The organism is Humidisolicoccus flavus, assembly GCF_045689595.1.
In the GTDB taxonomy this organism is placed as follows: Bacteria; Actinomycetota; Actinomycetes; order Actinomycetales; family Microbacteriaceae; genus Humidisolicoccus; species Humidisolicoccus flavus.
The window spans coordinates 636303-652431 of record NZ_CP142724.1 but is presented as its reverse complement, the minus strand read 5'-3'; the positions used below and the strand labels follow the sequence as shown (position 1 = coordinate 652431).

Sequence of the window (16129 nt, the reverse complement as noted above, 5' to 3'; positions counted from 1 at the left end):
GAACTACGAGGGCCCTGACCCGGACCGTCGCACGCTGCGCCGACGCAGACCGAGCCGGAGTACGCGCAGCGCGATCCCTACGGCAAATACGCCGAAGCCGAGCAGGATCGAGGAGGGCGGTAGCGTCGCGATGAGTGCGAGACAGCAGAGCAGTCCCGCTGCTTGGACAATTCTCGGGTAACGACGTGCACTTCCGGACTGCGTAAAGGCCGCGACGTTCGTGATCGCGTAGTAGATCAGGACTCCGAACGAGGAGAAACCGATCGCATCTGTGAAGTCACCGACGGTGAGCACACCGCAGGTGATGACGGTGATCACGAGGAGGGCGAGGGATGGCGTTGACGTACTGGCTTGAATGCGCGCGAGGGGAGCCGGGAGGTCGCGCTCGCGTGCCATCGCGAGTGTTGTTCGGGATATTCCAGCGAGTAGACCGAGTAATGCTCCAAGTGAAGCGACTGCGGCGCCGATCCGAGGCACCATGGTCATCCAGTCCGGAGCTTCGCCAAATTGGATTGCGGTAACGAGCGGTGCAGGGCACTGCGCGATACCCAGCGAGCCGAGGGTAGTCAGCAGGGTGAAGGCGACGACTGCAGCCAGCAGAAGTGCAAGGGAGAGCGCGCCGAGGATCGCACGTGGAATCGTCCGCTCCGGGTTTTTGACTTCTTCGCCGAGGGTCGCGATTCGTGCGTACCCGGCAAACGCGAAGAACAGCAGACCGGATGCTTGCAGGATCCCGTACCAGCCTTTGGCGAGGGGATCGAATTGCGCCAGCCTGGCGAACGGTTCAAACGGCGTCCCGCCCCAACTGGCGAGGACGCTCAGCATGAGTGAGAGGACGACGAGTACCACCAGGATTCGCGTCAATTGCGCTGTTCGTGTGATTCCACGCCAGTTGGCGAACGCGAGCGTGATGACGGTGATGATTGCGACAGGTCGTTCCCAACCGTCTGGAGCGACGGCCCAGGCGAACGTCAGCGCGATCGCGCTCGCACTTGCGGTCTTGCCGACGACGAAACCCCAGCCGGCTATGTAGCCCCACCATGGACCGAGTTGTTGACGTCCATAGAGATAGGTGCCACCGGAGGAGGGGTACTGCGCGGCGAGTTGCGCTGTAGACGTCGCGTTGCAGAGGGCGACGCACGCCGCGATCAATAGGGCGATCAGAATTCCGTCGCCGGCAGCCTGAGCTGCAGGCGTGAAGGCTGCGAACACGCCGGCACCGAGCATTGAGCCGAGTCCGATGAGCGTCGCGTCGAAGGTCCCGATTCTTCTTTGCAGGGTTGCGGGGGAGCCGGGGCCGGATGCCCCTGCATCAGTAGGCTGACGATCTTGCGGGAACCGTCGGAAGTTTCGGGGCATCCGATGATCGTAGCGAGTTCAGGTAACGCGTTGGCGAGCGAAGAAGAAGGCCCGGTGAAAAATTCACCGGGCCTTCTTGTCAGAGCGATTTAGTGCTCGTCGTGCTTTGCAGCTTCGATCTCCTTGTTGGTGACCGGGGCGATCCGGTCATCGAAGAACCAACGAGTAACTGCCGCGCGCAGGCGGGTTCCCGCCGTGATCTTGCCTTGCGCGTTCGGACGAACCTTGACGGGTTCGTACGACTCGAAGCTCGCGATGCGGAAGGCTTCATACTCGTCGAGAGGCTGGTGGACCTCGATGAACTCGCCACCTGGCTTCCGAACGATTCGACCGGACTCGAAGCCGTGCAGCAGGATCTCACGATCCTTCTTCTGCAGGCCGATTGCGATGCGCTTGGTCAGGATGTACGCAACGATCGGGCCGAAGACCCACATCGCCTGCAAAGCGTGCGTGACCTGGTTCAGGCTCAGCTCGAAGTGCGTCGCGATGAGGTCGGAGCTCGCAGCAGCCCACATGACTGCGTAGAACGTCACACCGGCAGCACCGATTGCGGTACGCGTTGGAGCGTTTCGCGGACGGTCGAGGATGTGGTGCTCGCGCTTGTCGCCCGTGACCCACGCTTCGATGAACGGATAGATCGCCACCAGCAGGATGAACACCAGGAGGATCGCCATCGGAATGATGATGTACCAGGTGAACGTCATGCCCCAGAGCTCGGTTTCGAGATGCGGAGGTATCAATCGCAAGGCACCGTCGGCGAAGCCGATATACCAGTCGGGTTGTGTACCTGCCGAAACAGGGGATGGGTCGTACGGACCGTAGTTCCAGATCGGGTTCACGGTGAAGGTCGAGGCGATCAACGCGATCACGCCGAAGACGAGGAAGAAGAATCCACCAGCCTTCGCTGCGAACACCGGCATGATCGGTGCGCCGACGACGTTGTCGTTGGTGCGGCCCGGGCCAGCGAACTGCGTGTGCTTGTTGATGAGCAGCAAGACGAGGTGCAAGCCGAGCATCGCGATCAGGATCGCAGGCAGCAGCATGATGTGCAGGACGAAGAGTCGCGGCACGATCTCGAGGCCGGGGAAAGCTCCTCCGAAGAGCAGGAAGCCGATCCAGGTGCCGATAACAGGGATGCCCTTGACCATGCCGTTGATGATCGCGAGACCGTTTCCGGAGAGCAGGTCGTCGGGCAGTGAGTAGCCGGTGAAGCCTTCAGCCATAGCGAGGATGAAGAGAACAAAACCGATGACCCAGTTGATCTCACGTGGCTTGCGGAATGCGCCGGTGAAGAACACGCGGAGCATATGCAGACCGATCGCTGCGACGAACAGCAAGGCTGCCCAGTGGTGGATCTGACGCATCAGGAGTCCACCGCGGATATCGAAGGAGATGTCGAGGCTCGAGGCATAGGCCGCCGACATGTGAATGCCCTTCAGCGGGGCGTACGAGCCCTCGTAAGAAACTTCCACCATCGACGGTTCGAAGAAGAACGTCAGGAAGGTACCGGAGAGAAGAATCGCGATAAAGCTATAGAGCGCGACTTCACCGAGCATGAACGACCAGTGGTCGGGGAAGATCTTTCGACCGAGAAACGAGACCGCACCCGAAATGCTGGTGCGCTCATCAATATAGTTTGCCGCTTTTCCGGTGAACCCTGCCGGTTTGCTCGGCCGTGCTGCAGTTGCAGTGCTCATGCGCGGCCTCCGTCAGTGTTGCCCTTGGAAAGTGGAATGTGGTCTTCGTCAACGCGACCGAGTCGCTCCCAGAAGCTCGGGCCGATTGGCTCGGTGAATCCGCTCGTCGCAATGAGGTAACCCTCGTCGTCGACGCCGATCGGCAGCTGTGGGAGCGGGCGCTTCGCCGGTCCGAAGATCACTTCGCAGTGACGCGAGACGTCGAAGGTCGACTGGTGGCACGGGCACAGCAGGTGGTGCGTGTGGTCTTCATAGAGAGCAACCGGGCAGCCGACGTGCGTGCAGATCTTCGAGTAGGCAACGATTCCCTTATACGACCAGCCGGCACGTTCAGGCATTTCGTGCAGTTCGTCCTCACGGAGACGAACGAGCATGACAACACTCAACGCCTTGGCATCGAGAAAATGACTCTCGTCGTAGAGTCCTTCTGGGATTACGTGGTAAGCCTCGTTGACCGTGACGTCCTCAGCCTTGATCGGAATTCCGGAAGGGTCGAGGCACAGGCGAACATTCGCGCGCCAGAGGGTATCGCTCAGCAGGTCGACCGGATCGACATCTGCCGGAGCGAGGTCGCGGAACAGGACGACCGCAGGCAGTGGGAAGAGCGCGAGTGCACCGATCAGCGTTCCGCGAAGCACGGAGCGACGGCTGAAGCCTGACTCCTCGTTTCCGAGGCGGAAAACCTCAACGGCCTTCGCGCGAGTTTCTTCGCTCCCGCGGGTGAGGTGACGCGACTCGACGAGCTCTTTATCGCTCATGAGCTGCTTCGCCCAGTGCACTGCACCGATACCGATACCGAGCAGTCCGAGTGAAATACCAAGACCGAGGGTCAGGTTGTTCAGTCGCGTCGATGCCAGGTTGCCAGGTTCGATCGGCCAGACGAAGTAGGCGACGATCGCGAAGATCGAGCCAATCGCAGACAGGACGAACCAGATCGACACAACGCGCTCGGCGCGCTTGTCAGCCTTTTCGTCGAGATCGGTCTGACGTGTGCGGTGCGGCGGGAAACCCGGGTTGACCGGTGCGTCGGACTGCACGATCGCGGCACCGCGATCGGTCAAGGAGACGGCGGCTTCGTCGTGTGACGACGAATGCGTGACAGCGTCGGTGCGCTCTTCGGCAGCCATGCCCGTCCTTTCTGTGCTCAGGGGTGTTGAAAAATTAGTCGGGCTTCGCGGTCAGCCACACCGTGATCGCCACGATGCCGCCGAGTCCGAAGATCCAGATGAAGAGACCTTCAGAGACCGGGCCGAGAGAGCCGAGGTTGAATCCACCCACACTCGGGTTTTCATCAATGAAGTTCAGGTACGCGATCACGTTCTGCTTCTGTTCCGGCGAAATGTTCGCATCGCTGAACTTCGGCATGTTCTGAGGTCCGATCAGCATCGCCTCGTACACGTGCGTCGGGTCGATGTTGTGCAGCTCTGGTGCGAACTTTCCTTCAGTGAGTGAACCACCGGCACCTGCAACGTTGTGGCACATTGCGCAGTTAATGCGGAAGATCTCGCCACCGAGTGCAGGGTCGCCCTCAGCGGGGTCGAGGTATTCCTCTGCTGGCTTCTCCGGGCCGCCACCGAGATTCTGGATGTACACACCCATTGCGTCGGACTGTGCCTGCGTGAACATGATCTCGCGAGCCTGGGCCTGTGGGCCCTGGAAGGCCATCGGCATGCGGCCGGTCATGACCTGGAAGTTGACGGACGCAGCGCCCGTGCCGAGGAGGCTCGGTCCGTCTGGCGTGCCTTCGGCGTTGAGACCGTGGCAGGTTGCGCAGTTCGCGTTGAACAGGATCTTTCCGTCATCGAGCTGCTGCGCGGATTCGACCGTCGTGGTCGAAGAGCTCTGCGCGTTGGCGACTGCGCCAACTGCTGCGTAGGCTCCACCGGCGACGAACAAGCCGATGATGAGCAACGCGACGTTCGCGAGCGGGTGACGACGGCCGACCTTACGGATTGCCGCTGCTGAATTCTGAGGTGCCAAGGATCAACCGCCTTATCGGAGCCAGTAGATAACGAGGTACAGGCCGATCCACACCACGTCAACAAAGTGCCAGTAGTAGGAAACGACCATCGCGCTGGTTGCTTCTTTGTGTCCGAAGTTCTTCACCGCGTAGGAGCGGCCGATGACGAGGAGGAAGGCGATGAGGCCACCTGCAACGTGCAGTCCGTGGAATCCGGTGGTGATGTAGAAGGCAGAACCGTATGCGTTCGAGGAGAGCGTGACGCCTTCAGCGACGAGCACTGCGTATTCGAAGATCTGCAACACGATGAAGATGGCGCCCATGATGTACGTGACGTAGAACCACTCCACCATTCCCCAGTTCATGATGCCCTTGCCGACGCGTCGAGGACGCAGGTTCTCGGCGTGGTGGGTTCCGATCTGACAGGTCACACTCGAGAGCACCAGGATGATCGTGTTGATCGTCGCAAAGAGCACGTTGAGTTTGCCGGTTTCTTCGGCCCAAACGTCGGCAGAGGTTGACCGGAGCGTGAAATAGATCGCGAAGAGACCAGCGAAGAACATGACTTCACTGCTCAGCCAGACGATTGTTCCGACGGCAACGGTGTTCGGCCGTTTGATCGATGGCGCTACGCGCGCTTGAGAAAGTGCTGAACTGGACACGAGGTCAATACTACTGACTTTCTGTGAGTTCGAAGCGCACCTGAGGGTGTGGCAGACAAAGCTATCTTTGATGTATGCAGCCTTTACAAACGTGGCCCGAAGTGCTCAAAACTCTGCTTTCTCGCACCGATTTGACGATCGACCAGGCGGCGTGGGCGATGGGCGAAGTCATGGAAGGCCGGGCGAGTCACGCGCAACTCGCCGGATTCCTCGTGGCTTTGCAGGCGAAGCAGGTCAGTGTCGGCGAACTCGTCGGATTTCGCGATGCAATTCTTGATGCAGCGGTTCCGCTGAATGCAAACTCCCTCGCGTTGGACATCGTCGGGACCGGGGAGACTCGTTTCGGACGGTTAACATTTCGACAACGGCCGCGATCGTGTGCGCTGCGGCCGGCGTGCCCGTCCTGAAACATGGCAATCGCGCCGCTTCCAGTGCCTCGGGTGCTTCCGATGTGCTCGGTCAGCTCGGGGTGATCCCGGACGACGAATCCCCGGCGCAGGTTTCCCGCGTGCTCGAAGACGCGGGTATCTCATTCGTGTGGGCTGCCCGGTTCCACCCCGGGTTCCGTCACGCCGCCGAGGTCCGTCGGGAACTCGCGATTCCAACGGTCTTCAATTTCCTCGGACCGCTGTGTAATCCCGCCCGGCCTGAGGTCAGCGCGGTCGGTGTTGCCGATCGGGTCATGGTCGAACAGATCTCGGGCGTCTTCGCCACACGGGGTGCGACCGCATTCGTATTCCGCGGCGAGGACGGGCTCGACGAACTCACGACCACGACACACAGCACGCTCTGGGAGATCTCACGTGGAGACATCGTCGAGCACGATGTCGACCCTCGCGAGCTCGGCCTTGCCAAAGCGACGATCGCTGATCTCGAGGGAGGATCTCCTGCTGAGAATGCAGCAACGCTTCGCCGCACGCTCGAGGGTGAAACGGGGCCGGTGCGTGACATCGTGCTGCTCAACGCGGCCGCAGGACTCGCGGCGTGGGAGCTGCACCGCGAACCTCGACAGGGTGACCTGACGATGAAGGAACGGTTGCGCACGCAGATGGATCGTGCGGCAGCGGTCATCGACTCGGGCGCAGCGAGCGCGAAACTCTCGCAATGGCAGAAGGCGGCAAACGCTCGCGTCGAATAGCGACTCGGCGCACGGCTTCTTCCACGCGGAACGAAGCCGTTGTTCAGGAAACGAAGAGGGGCCCGGCGATCGCCGGGCCCCTCCCTGTTCTCCACTCGCTGCGAACTCTTGATTCGCTGCTCGCTGGCTCAGGCGTCGGTGTCGTCGTCGACCCAGTCGAGGGTCTTCTGCACGGCCTTCTTCCAGTTGCGGTAGGTCCGGTCACGGTCCGCTTGATCCATCTGCGGAGTCCAGCGGCTGTCTTCCTGCCAGTTTTCACGCAACTCGTCGAGGTTGCCCCAGAATCCGACCGCGAGACCTGCTGCGTAGGCAGCACCGAGTGCTGTCGTCTCTGCGACGACCGGGCGGACCACGGGAACCTGGAGAAGGTCGGCCTGGAACTGCATGAGCAGATCGTTCGCGATCATTCCGCCGTCGACCTTGAGCTCGGTGAGGTCCACTCCTGAGTCTGCGTTCACGGCGTCGACGACCTCGGCGGTCTGGAATGCCGTTGCCTCGAGGGCAGCTCGCGCGATGTGACCCTTGTTGACGAAGCGGGTCATTCCCACGAGCGCGCCGCGAGCGTCTGGACGCCAGTACGGTGCAAAGAGGCCCGAGAACGCAGGAACGAAGTAGGTGCCACCGTTATCGTCGACGGTCTTGGCGAGCTCTTCGACCTCGGGGGCGTTCTTAATGATGCCGAGGTTGTCGCGCAGCCATTGAATCAGCGAGCCGGTCACTGCAATCGAGCCTTCGAGTGCGTAGTGCGTCGGCTCGTCGCCGATCTTGTAGCCGACCGTGGTGAGCAAGCCATTCTCAGAGTGGACGATTTCTTCACCCGTGTTGAAGATCAGGAAGTTTCCGGTTCCGTAGGTGTTCTTCGCTTCGCCCTTGTCGAATGCAGCCTGACCGAAGGTTGCGGCCTGCTGATCGCCGAGAATTCCGGCAATCGGAGTTTCGCGGAGGAGGCTCTCGCCGCTTGCGTGGCCGTACACCTCGGAGGAGGAACGAATCTCAGGGAGCATCGAGGCCGGAACGCCGAAGTCCTTCAGGATCTCCTCGTCCCAGGTGAGCGTTTCCAGGTCCATGAACAGGGTGCGTGAAGCGTTGGTCACGTCGGTTGCGTGCACACCGCCGTTGACTCCGCCGGTCAGGTTCCACAGCACCCAGGTGTCGGTCGTTCCGAACAGCAGGTCGCCGGCTTCGGCCTTCTCGCGAGCGCCATCGACGTTCTCAAGGATCCACACGATCTTGGTGCCCGAGAAGTATGTTGCCAGCGGGAGTCCGACCTTCTTCTTGTAGCGGTCGGTGTCGCCGTCTGCGAGACGGTCGACGATCTTCTGTGTACGAGTGTCTTGCCACACGATTGCGTTGTAGACGGGCTCGCCGGTGTTCTTGTCCCACACGACCGCGGTCTCGCGCTGGTTCGTGATGCCGACTGCCTTGATGTCGTGGCGAGTGATGTTGGCCTTCGACAATGCTTGGCCAATGACCTCGCGAGTGTTGTTCCAGATTTCCTTCGGGTCGTGCTCGACCCATCCGGCCTTCGGGAAGATCTGTTCGTGTTCGAGTTGACCGACTGAGACGACGCTGCCTGCGTGATCGAACACGATGGCTCGTGACGAAGTCGTTCCCTGGTCAATAGCGATGATGTATTCGCTCACCGGTACTCCTTTGTTGTGGTGATGGATGGTGCTCTATTACTAGTGTGGCGGGCCGCTTTCGCGACCCGCCACAGAATTTAGGCTGCTACGCCAGCAGCGATCAGGAATGGTGCCGTGAGGCCGGCGACCGCTCCACCGAAGAGTGGGCCGAAAACGGGAACCCATGCGTAACCCCAGTCGCTGTCGCCCTTGCCCTTGATAGGGAGGATCGCGTGCGCCAGACGTGGCATGAGGTCACGAGTCGGGTTGATCGCGTAGCCGGTCGGGCCACCGAGTGAAGCACCGATTCCGAGCACGAGCAGTGCGACCGGCAGTGCGCCGAGAGCTGCAAGGCCAGAAGCATCGCCATTGAAGCCGAAGCCGATGACCACGAAGACGAGCACGAAGGTTGCGATCGCCTCAGTGATGAAGTTCATGCCCTTATTGCGGATTCCAGGACCGGTCGAGAAGACGCCGAGCTTCGTTGCTGCGTCTTCTTCTGCGTCGAAGTGATCCTTGTATGCCAACCAGGCGCCGACGGCACCGAGGAACGCACCGACGATCTGACCGAGCACGGAAACTGCATACATCGCGAAATCGATGTCGGTTCCTGAGACCGCGTCACGCATGATGAGACCGATTGTGACTGCGGGGTTGAGCTGCGCACCGGAGTATCCGGAGACGATGACACCCGCGAAGACCGCGAGGCCCCAACCAAAGTTGACGAGGAGGAATCCGCCGCCGTTCCCCTTCGTGCCCTTCAGTGCAACGTTGGCGACAACGCCGGCACCAAGGAGCAGGAGGAAGAAGCTACCAACAGTCTCCGAGAGGAAGACGAGAAACAGATTCTGTTCCATATTGACCTGCTTTCACTGTGTTCAGGCGCTGCCTGGTCGCCATCGTCGGCGACAACGCCACACTAACCCGATTCCTGTGAATTTTGTGGGTATGTCTGTACTGATTTCGTAATTTGTTGATGAACTCTCAAAACCTTGGCTCGGTCTTCCTGGAAATTGTGAATTCGGCGTAGGTTGAACACGAGCACTCCTTCCGGGAGTGAGCACTCCGCGTTGCAGAAAAGGGGAATGATTCGTGATGAAAAAGCTCGTGAACGATCCACAGGCGGTTGTCGACGAAGCGGTCGACGGTTTCGCAGCAGCACACTCAGATTTGGTCAGCCTCATTGTTGATCCTGCCTACGTGATGCATCGAAACGATGCCCCGGTGCAGGGCAAGGTCGGCCTGGTCTCCGGGGGAGGCAGCGGACACGAGCCACTGCACGCAGGGTTTGTCGGTTTCGGCATGCTCGACGCCGCGGTTCCGGGGCAGATGTTCACATCGCCGACGCCAGACCCGATTCTCGAAGCCACGAAAACGGTGCACTCGGGCGCAGGCGTTCTCCACATCGTGAAGAACTACACCGGTGACGTGCTGAACTTCGAAACCGCAGCGGACCTCGCACTGGCAGAGGACATCGAGGTACAGACGGTGATCGTCAACGATGATGTCGCGGTGAAGGATTCGCTCTACACCGCAGGACGCCGAGGCGTCGCTGGCACGGTCGTCGTCGAGAAAATCGCCGGAGCCGCTGCGCAGCGCGGCGACACCCTCGATGAAGTTGCCGAACTCGCTCGATTCACGAACGACAACACCCGCACCATGGGCCTCGCTCTGACCCCGTGCACCGTGCCGCACGCGGGGGAGCCGAGCTTCACGCTCGAGGACGACGAGGTCGAGATCGGCATCGGAATTCATGGCGAGCCCGGCCGGGAGCGCATCACGCTGGAGAGCGCAGACGCGTTGACAGACCGCCTCCTGGCACCAATTCTCGAAGACCTGCCCTTCGTGAAGGGCGACCGCGTCCTCCTGCTCGTCAACGGCATGGGAGGAACCCCTGCTGTTGAGCTGTACATCGTGTACCGACGCGCAGCCGAGGTGCTCGCGGAGCACGGCATCGAGGTGGCGCGCAGCCTGGTCGGCAACTACGTCACGAGCCTCGACATGCAGGGCGTCTCGGTGACGCTCACGAAACTGAATGAAGATCTGATCGCGCTGTGGGACGCACCGGTGCAAACCGCTGCGCTTCGCTGGGGCCGATAACCCCTTGCCGCGAATTCACTCATCACACTTTGGAGGAAGCAATGACGCTTGACGGCGCATGGGCAAAACGATGGATCGAGCAGTCCGCGAGCGTGATCGCAACCGAGAAGGTGGCGTTGACCGCGCTCGATCGAGCGATCGGCGACGGTGATCACGGAGAGAACCTCAATCGTGGCTACCAGGCGATCGTTGCCAAATTGGACACGCTCGATGACAGTGCTTCGCCCGGCGCAGTGTTGAAACTGCTCGCGACCACCTTGATCTCGACCGTTGGCGGAGCGAGCGGACCATTGCTCGGGACCGCGTTCCTGAAAGGTGCGATGGCCGCGGGCGACGCGAGCGAACTCGACGCCCCTACACTCGTCGCAGTGCTGACCGCTGCGCGTGATGGTGTCGTTGCGCGCGGCAAGGCGGAATCCGGGGACAAGACGATGATTGACGCCTGGACCCCCGCGGTCGATGCGGCCGCCGCAGCTGGAGAAGACGTGACTGTAGTGCTTCGAGCTGCGGCCGCCGCTGCAGCGACTGGCGCGGCGAGCACTGAGCCGCTCGTTGCAAGAAAGGGACGTGCGAGCTACCTCGGCGAGCGTGCGATCGGACATCGTGATCCGGGCGCCCAATCCTCCTCCTTGATTCTGCAGGCGGCGGTCGACGCGCTATGAGTGTCGGACTCGTGATCGTTTCGCACAGCAGCAAGATCGCGGAGGGAGTCGTCGAGCTCGCCGCGCAAATGGCTCCGGGCGTCACGATGATCGCCGCCGGTGGCACCGAAGACGGTGGTATCGGCACGAATTTCGATGCGGTGTTCGCAGCGTTGAGCACCGCGCAGAGTGGGAGCGGGGTCGTCGTGCTGTGCGATCTCGGTTCAGCGATCATGACTGCGGAAACGGCGCTCGAGTTTCTCGGCGAGGACCTCGAAGCGCCGGTTCGAATCGTGGATGCGCCACTGGTTGAAGGCGCCGTGGCGGCCGCGATCGAAGCGGAGAACGACGGTTCGCTCGATGAGGTCGTGGCAGCGGCAGCGACTGCGCGCGGGTTCGATGGCGTGCCAGAGGGCGATGCACCGAGTATTACTGCGGCCGACCCGAGCGCAGCGAATGACGACAGCCACGGTTCGCGATCCGAGGAAGCCGGAGAATCAGTCACATTGACGCTGGTGAATGCCACGGGGCTGCATGCTCGTCCGGCGTCGGTTCTGGTGAAGGCGGTGAACGGCTTCGATGCAAAGGTCACCGTGAACGGGGTCGACGCTGCAAGTGTGTTGCGAGTGATGGGTCTCGGGCTCGCTCAGGGCGAATCAGTGCAGTTTCGTGCGAGCGGTCCAGAAGCCGCCGCTGCCTTGGACGCAGTGACGAAACTCGTCAACGACGGTTTCGGTGAGTAACGCGCAACGCCAAAGCCACTTGAGAAGCGGGGCGCGTATGGAGTTCGATGATCAGTCCACCGCAGCCTCCGCGATTGACGCGGTCTGGGCCCGGCTGGCGGAGCCTCGTCATCCAGCTCGGTGGTTCCGCGGGCTTAATTCGATCGATCCGATCTCCGGAGACCCAGGGGCACCTGGTGCGCAGCAGCGAATTCACGCCAGCCGGGGGAGTGTGGCGGTCGAGCTGATCGAGACCGTGCTTGCTCACTCGCCCTATGTCTACGACGTGGAGTACAAGAGCGACATGTTCGTACAACGGACGCGGGTAACACTCGCGGAGGTCGACGCGCACACGACACTCGTGCACCTGCGGTCGAGCGCGCTGCTCACGAATCCGAGCCACATTCCACTGTTCTCGGTGGTCGTCGAGCGCGCGGTCGAATCAGCCGTTGAAGAGAACCTCGCGAGATTCAAGCAGTATCTGCTCGGAACTCCGTAGCTTCCGTGTTCAGCGGTACTCGGGATTCGTGTCGAAGCCGAATCGCTCACCCTCGTTCCAGGCTTCTGGGACGTTGCCGTAGGCGGGGATCCCGCCGCGGTCCTTCAGCATCCGTGCCATGTGCAGGAGATTCCATGTCATGAACGTGGTGTTGCGATTCGTGAAGTCGTTCTCCGGCCCGCCGGAATCTTCGTCGAGGTAGCTCGGGCCCGGACCGATTTCACCGATCCACCCGGAGTCAGCTGCGGGCGGCACGGTGTAACCGATGTGCTGCAAGCTGTAGAGCAACGACATCGCAGAGTGCTTCACTCCATCTTCGTTGCCGGTGAGGATCGCTCCACCGGTTTTGCCGTAGTAGACGTACTGCCCGTTCTCGCCCCGCTCGCCGCTCATGGCATAGAGGCGCTCGATGAGCTTGCGAGTGATGGACGAGTTGTCGCCGAGCCAGATCGGACCACCGATGACGAGAATGTCCGCTTTTTGAATCAAGGGCCAGATCTCCTCGGGCCACGCGTCTGATTCCCAACCGTATTCGCGCATGTCGGGGTACACGCCCGTCGCGACATCGTGGTCAATGAAACGGAGCGTTTCGACCGAAACCCCCTGCGAGCGCATGAGGGCGATACTTCGATCGAGGAGCCCCTGCGTGTTGCTGACTTCTGGGCTCTTCTTCAACGTCGTGTTGATGAACACAGCGCTGAGGTCGTCGTAGGTTGCTGGGGGTTTCGCCGATGCAGTCATTGCGAAATTCTACGCTTCGCTGCGCGAAATGACATTGGAAAACCGGCGGGGATACGGCGAAATTCGTTCGCCCTGAGAGTACAGTTACGGAGCCGGTGCACTCGGACTCTCAGTGCTCACGAACGACGCCGACATCTCGATTGGTCGCGCGGTTCTCCGCGCGCAAGTAGAAGGAGCTGTCCCGTGGGGCGCGAATCAGTACAGCGAGCGGTCCCTGATCGGTTTCGGGTGTCGTCGGTACTCACGAGTCCCAGGCTTTTGACCAGAGAGGTGCTCGCGGGCCTCGTGGTTGCACTTGCGCTGATCCCTGAGGCAATCGCCTTCTCGATCATCGCCGGGGTAGATCCGCGCTATGGACTGTTTTCCTCATTCATCATGGCGACGTCGATCGCGATCCTCGGCGGCCGACGAGCAATGATCACGGGAGCAACCGGAGCGGTGGCCTTCGTCGTCGCGCCAGTTGCGAGGGAATGGGGCGTTGAGTACCTTCTCGCCACGATTATTCTTTCGGGCGTTTTCCAGGTGGTGCTCGCACTGCTCGGAGTGGCGAAACTGCAGCGGTTCATTCCGCGAAGCGTCATGGTCGGCGTCGTCAACTCGCTCGCGATTCTCGTGTTCATCGCGCAGATTCCCCACCTGTTCGGTGTGCCGTGGCTCGTCTATCCGCTCGTCGCAATCGGCGTCGTCATCATGGTGCTGCTTCCGCGACTCACGACGATCATCCCAGCACCGTTGATCGCGATCATCGTCGTGACGACCCTTGTGCTCGTTCTTCGGGTTCAGGTGCCGACGGTCGGTGACGAGGGGGAGTTGCCAGAGAGCCTTCCGATGTTCCTGCTCCCGAACGTTCCTCTGACCTTCGAAACCCTCGCCATCATTGCCCCCTTCGCCGCAGCGATCGCGGTCGTCGGACTCATCGAATCGTTGATGACCGCGAAGCTCGTCGACGACATCACCGATACCCGCTCGAACAAGACTCGGGAGTCGTGGGGGCTGGGCGTGGCGAACATCCTTTCCGGATTGTTCGGCGGAATGGGCGGCTGCGCGGTGATCGGGCAGACGATGATGAATGTGAAGACCGCGGGAGCGCGATCCCGGATCTCCACGTTCCTTGCCGGGGTGTTTCTGTTGCTCCTCGTCGTCGCCTTCGGAGATTTCGTTGCGGTGATCCCCATGGCTGCGCTCGTCGCAGTGATGCTGATGGTCTCGGTTGCGACCTTCAACTGGCACAGCATTCGTCCGGGAACGCTCCGTCGCATGCCTCTCAGCGAGACGATCGTGATGCTTGTGACCGTCATTGCCGTAGTCGTGACGCACAACCTGGCGATCGGAGTCCTCCTCGGCGTGGTCGCGGCGATGGTCGGGTTCGCCAGACGAGTCGCGCGCTTTACGACAGTCACGAGAGTGCTCACCGAGGGAGCGTCACCGATCGCTCGGTACGAGGTGCGCGGGGAGTTGTTCTTTGCCTCGAGCAACGATCTAACGACGCAATTTGCGTACGCGGAGGATCCTGGCCACGTCGTGATCGACCTGCACGAATCTCACATTTGGGATGCGTCGACCGTCGCCTCGCTCGATGCGATCTTGACAAAATATCGAAAGCTCGGAACTCGAGTCGAAGTGCTCGGCGTCAATGAGGCGAGCGCTCAGATCCGTTCGCGTTTGAGCGGCAACTTGGGTGAAGGGGAGTAGCGCACCCGGTCTCGGCCCTGCTTGAGCCGCACGAGTGCGTCTGCAAGTGTGTCGCGAAGAGAGGTGTGTTCGAAGGTGAACCCGCTCTCGAGAAGACGTGCGGGCTCTGCCCACCGACTCTTCAGAATCAGCTCCGGTTCGGTGCGAAGCAGCCACATCGCGGGTTCGAGCATCCAGCGAAACGCACCGAATCCGAATTTTGCGCCCACCACGCTCCGCACCGTGCGCATCAGGCGACGATTCGTTGTCGAATGGGGTGTCGCGAGATTCACGGGGCCCTCGAGATCGGACCTGATCAGGATCCACAAGATCGCGCGGGTGACATCGCGGATATCGATCCAACTGACACGCTGCAGTCCACGACTGCGCGTGTTGTGCGCTTTCGGCTCGCTCGCTTGTGGGCCGATGCCGCGATAACGGCGGTGCGAAAACCAAGGGCCATCAAACTGTGCGCCACCGAGCCCCAACTTCGCGAGCGTCAACAGGGGAGTGGTGGCACCTCCGTCGCCCAGCACGATTGCCATTCGGAGAGCGACTTTTCGTGTGGAAGGGGTATCGGCTGCGAACAGCTCGTTCTCCCATGCCTTTGCAACGTCGACGGAGAATCCTTGACCGAACTCACCCGTGTGCTCATTCATCGGGAGATCCATCGCGTAGCGATAGATCGTCGCGGTGCTCGCGTTCAACCACACGGTCGGTGGGGCTGTCGCCGATGCGATCGCCTCGCCAAGAATGCGGGTCGTCTCGACCCGCGAACGGAAGATTTCCTCGCGGTTGTGCGTCGTGTAGCGACAGTTCACGCTCTTTCCAGCGAGGTTGATGACCGCCTCAGCGCCGTCGATCGCTTCTCGAACGCCCGAGGGGTCGTTCCACGAGATCGGCTCGGCGCGACCAATGCGCACGACCGTGTAGCCGGCGAGCTCGAGCGCCTCTGAGACATGCCTGCCAACAAAGCCTGAAGCGCCGGCAAGAACCACGCGTTGTTGCAGTGTCATGTCCTGAGTGTATGTGCCCTAATGAGGGGTACCAGACCACCGGGGTACATGAATGACGGCCGTAGTGGCAGTAAGTGACGTCGCAACGCTCAAAATGTGCGATGCAGGACTGGAAGCGTCTGAATGACCGTTGTGCGTCGCGCTTGACGGGCAATGCATGAAGCAGGAGAAAAGCCGCGGGAGAGCGTCGTGCGGCAGTGCAACGCTCGGGCGTTGCAGCACCAGGTTGTCCGTGAGTTCGACGATCATCAGAAGAGGAGCGCGGCTGCTCAATTCAAACTGACATAATGTGCATTATCGG

The 16129-nt window shown here is 61.1% G+C and carries 14 protein-coding genes and 1 pseudogene; 6 read left to right on the top strand and 9 right to left on the bottom strand.

Features of this window, described 5'->3' with window-relative positions:
- Nucleotides 1-3 precede the first annotated feature (3 nt).
- From U2H20_RS03105 to ctaE, 5 genes are all read right to left on the bottom strand, one after another.
- Nucleotides 4-1359, bottom strand: coding sequence for an APC family permease (locus U2H20_RS03105; protein ID WP_430593038.1), 1356 nt, complete (start codon nucleotides 1357-1359; stop codon nucleotides 4-6).
- A gap of 89 nt (nucleotides 1360-1448) precedes the next feature.
- The gene (gene qcrB / locus U2H20_RS03100; protein WP_430593037.1) at nucleotides 1449-3056 is read right to left on the bottom strand and encodes a cytochrome bc1 complex cytochrome b subunit; all 1608 of its coding nucleotides are present in this window, start codon (nucleotides 3054-3056) and stop codon (nucleotides 1449-1451) included.
- Nucleotides 3053-4183 (bottom strand): cytochrome bc1 complex Rieske iron-sulfur subunit, encoded by a 1131-nt coding sequence (qcrA, locus tag U2H20_RS03095; protein WP_430593036.1) that lies wholly within the window; start codon nucleotides 4181-4183, stop codon nucleotides 3053-3055. The genes qcrB and qcrA overlap by 4 nt, the downstream gene beginning before the upstream one ends.
- A gap of 34 nt (nucleotides 4184-4217) precedes the next feature.
- Nucleotides 4218-5036, bottom strand: a complete 819-nt coding sequence (gene qcrC / locus U2H20_RS03090; RefSeq protein ID WP_430593035.1) for a cytochrome bc1 complex diheme cytochrome c subunit — start codon at nucleotides 5034-5036, stop codon at nucleotides 4218-4220.
- Between the two features lie 12 nt (nucleotides 5037-5048).
- Complete coding sequence (gene ctaE / locus U2H20_RS03085; RefSeq protein WP_430593034.1) at nucleotides 5049-5678, bottom strand: aa3-type cytochrome oxidase subunit III; 630 nt, start codon at nucleotides 5676-5678, stop codon at nucleotides 5049-5051.
- A 74-nt stretch (nucleotides 5679-5752) separates the two neighbouring features.
- Here ctaE and trpD point away from each other — a divergent pair.
- Nucleotides 5753-6816: pseudogene (trpD, locus tag U2H20_RS03080) on the top strand (anthranilate phosphoribosyltransferase).
- 128 nt (nucleotides 6817-6944) lie between these two features.
- On the opposite strand, the gene glpK reads toward trpD, so the two are convergent.
- Both glpK and U2H20_RS03070 read right to left on the bottom strand, forming a co-directional pair.
- Nucleotides 6945-8459, bottom strand: coding sequence for a glycerol kinase GlpK (gene glpK / locus U2H20_RS03075; RefSeq protein ID WP_430593033.1), 1515 nt, complete (start codon nucleotides 8457-8459; stop codon nucleotides 6945-6947).
- 77 nt (nucleotides 8460-8536) lie between these two features.
- Nucleotides 8537-9295, bottom strand: coding sequence for an MIP/aquaporin family protein (locus U2H20_RS03070; RefSeq protein ID WP_430593032.1), 759 nt, complete (start codon nucleotides 9293-9295; stop codon nucleotides 8537-8539).
- A 238-nt stretch (nucleotides 9296-9533) separates the two neighbouring features.
- Between U2H20_RS03070 and dhaK the strand changes: the two genes are divergently transcribed.
- The 4 genes from dhaK to U2H20_RS03050 are packed head-to-tail and all read left to right on the top strand — an operon-like array spanning nucleotide 9534 to nucleotide 12400.
- Entirely contained in the window at nucleotides 9534-10538 is a 1005-nt protein-coding gene (gene dhaK, locus U2H20_RS03065; RefSeq protein ID WP_430593585.1) for a dihydroxyacetone kinase subunit DhaK, read from the top strand.
- 41 nt (nucleotides 10539-10579) lie between these two features.
- A complete protein-coding gene (gene dhaL, locus U2H20_RS03060) occupies nucleotides 10580-11200 on the top strand; it encodes a dihydroxyacetone kinase subunit DhaL (RefSeq protein ID WP_430593031.1) in 621 nt (206 codons plus the stop codon).
- Nucleotides 11197-11922, top strand: a complete 726-nt coding sequence (dhaM, locus tag U2H20_RS03055; protein ID WP_430593030.1) for a dihydroxyacetone kinase phosphoryl donor subunit DhaM — start codon at nucleotides 11197-11199, stop codon at nucleotides 11920-11922. The genes dhaL and dhaM overlap by 4 nt, the downstream gene beginning before the upstream one ends.
- A 37-nt stretch (nucleotides 11923-11959) precedes the next feature.
- Nucleotides 11960-12400, top strand: a complete 441-nt coding sequence (locus U2H20_RS03050; RefSeq protein WP_430593029.1) for an SRPBCC family protein — start codon at nucleotides 11960-11962, stop codon at nucleotides 12398-12400.
- A gap of 9 nt (nucleotides 12401-12409) precedes the next feature.
- Here the strand turns inward: U2H20_RS03050 and U2H20_RS03045 are convergent, their stop codons facing one another.
- A complete protein-coding gene (locus U2H20_RS03045) occupies nucleotides 12410-13141 on the bottom strand; it encodes a flavodoxin family protein (protein ID WP_430593028.1) in 732 nt (243 codons plus the stop codon).
- 183 nt (nucleotides 13142-13324) lie between these two features.
- Here U2H20_RS03045 and U2H20_RS03040 point away from each other — a divergent pair, with 183 nt between their 5' ends.
- Nucleotides 13325-14833 carry a SulP family inorganic anion transporter gene (locus tag U2H20_RS03040; RefSeq protein WP_430593027.1) on the top strand — a complete coding sequence of 503 codons (1509 nt, stop codon included), beginning with the start codon at nucleotides 13325-13327 and terminating at the stop codon, nucleotides 14831-14833.
- Here U2H20_RS03040 and U2H20_RS03035 read toward each other — a convergent pair.
- Entirely contained in the window at nucleotides 14788-15828 is a 1041-nt protein-coding gene (locus U2H20_RS03035; RefSeq protein ID WP_430593026.1) for an epimerase, read from the bottom strand. The genes U2H20_RS03040 and U2H20_RS03035 overlap by 46 nt on opposite strands.
- Nucleotides 15829-16129: the final 301 nt, after the last annotated feature.

What these genes read in the sequence shown, in the direction of transcription:
- U2H20_RS03105 (WP_430593038.1), bottom strand. Translation starts at nt 1,359, where the DNA reads ATGCCCCGAAACTTCCGACGGTTCCCGCAAGATCGTCAGCCTACTGAT.
- qcrB (WP_430593037.1), bottom strand. Translation starts at nt 3,056, where the DNA reads ATGAGCACTGCAACTGCAGCACGGCCGAGCAAACCGGCAGGGTTCACC.
- qcrA (WP_430593036.1), bottom strand. Translation starts at nt 4,183, where the DNA reads ATGGCTGCCGAAGAGCGCACCGACGCTGTCACGCATTCGTCGTCACAC.
- U2H20_RS03070 (WP_430593032.1), bottom strand. Translation starts at nt 9,295, where the DNA reads ATGGAACAGAATCTGTTTCTCGTCTTCCTCTCGGAGACTGTTGGTAGC.
- dhaK (WP_430593585.1), top strand. Translation starts at nt 9,534, where the DNA reads ATGAAAAAGCTCGTGAACGATCCACAGGCGGTTGTCGACGAAGCGGTC.
- dhaL (WP_430593031.1), top strand. Translation starts at nt 10,580, where the DNA reads ATGACGCTTGACGGCGCATGGGCAAAACGATGGATCGAGCAGTCCGCG.
- dhaM (WP_430593030.1), top strand. Translation starts at nt 11,197, where the DNA reads ATGAGTGTCGGACTCGTGATCGTTTCGCACAGCAGCAAGATCGCGGAG.
- U2H20_RS03050 (WP_430593029.1), top strand. Translation starts at nt 11,960, where the DNA reads ATGGAGTTCGATGATCAGTCCACCGCAGCCTCCGCGATTGACGCGGTC.
- U2H20_RS03045 (WP_430593028.1), bottom strand. Translation starts at nt 13,141, where the DNA reads ATGACTGCATCGGCGAAACCCCCAGCAACCTACGACGACCTCAGCGCT.
- U2H20_RS03035 (WP_430593026.1), bottom strand. Translation starts at nt 15,828, where the DNA reads ATGACACTGCAACAACGCGTGGTTCTTGCCGGCGCTTCAGGCTTTGTT.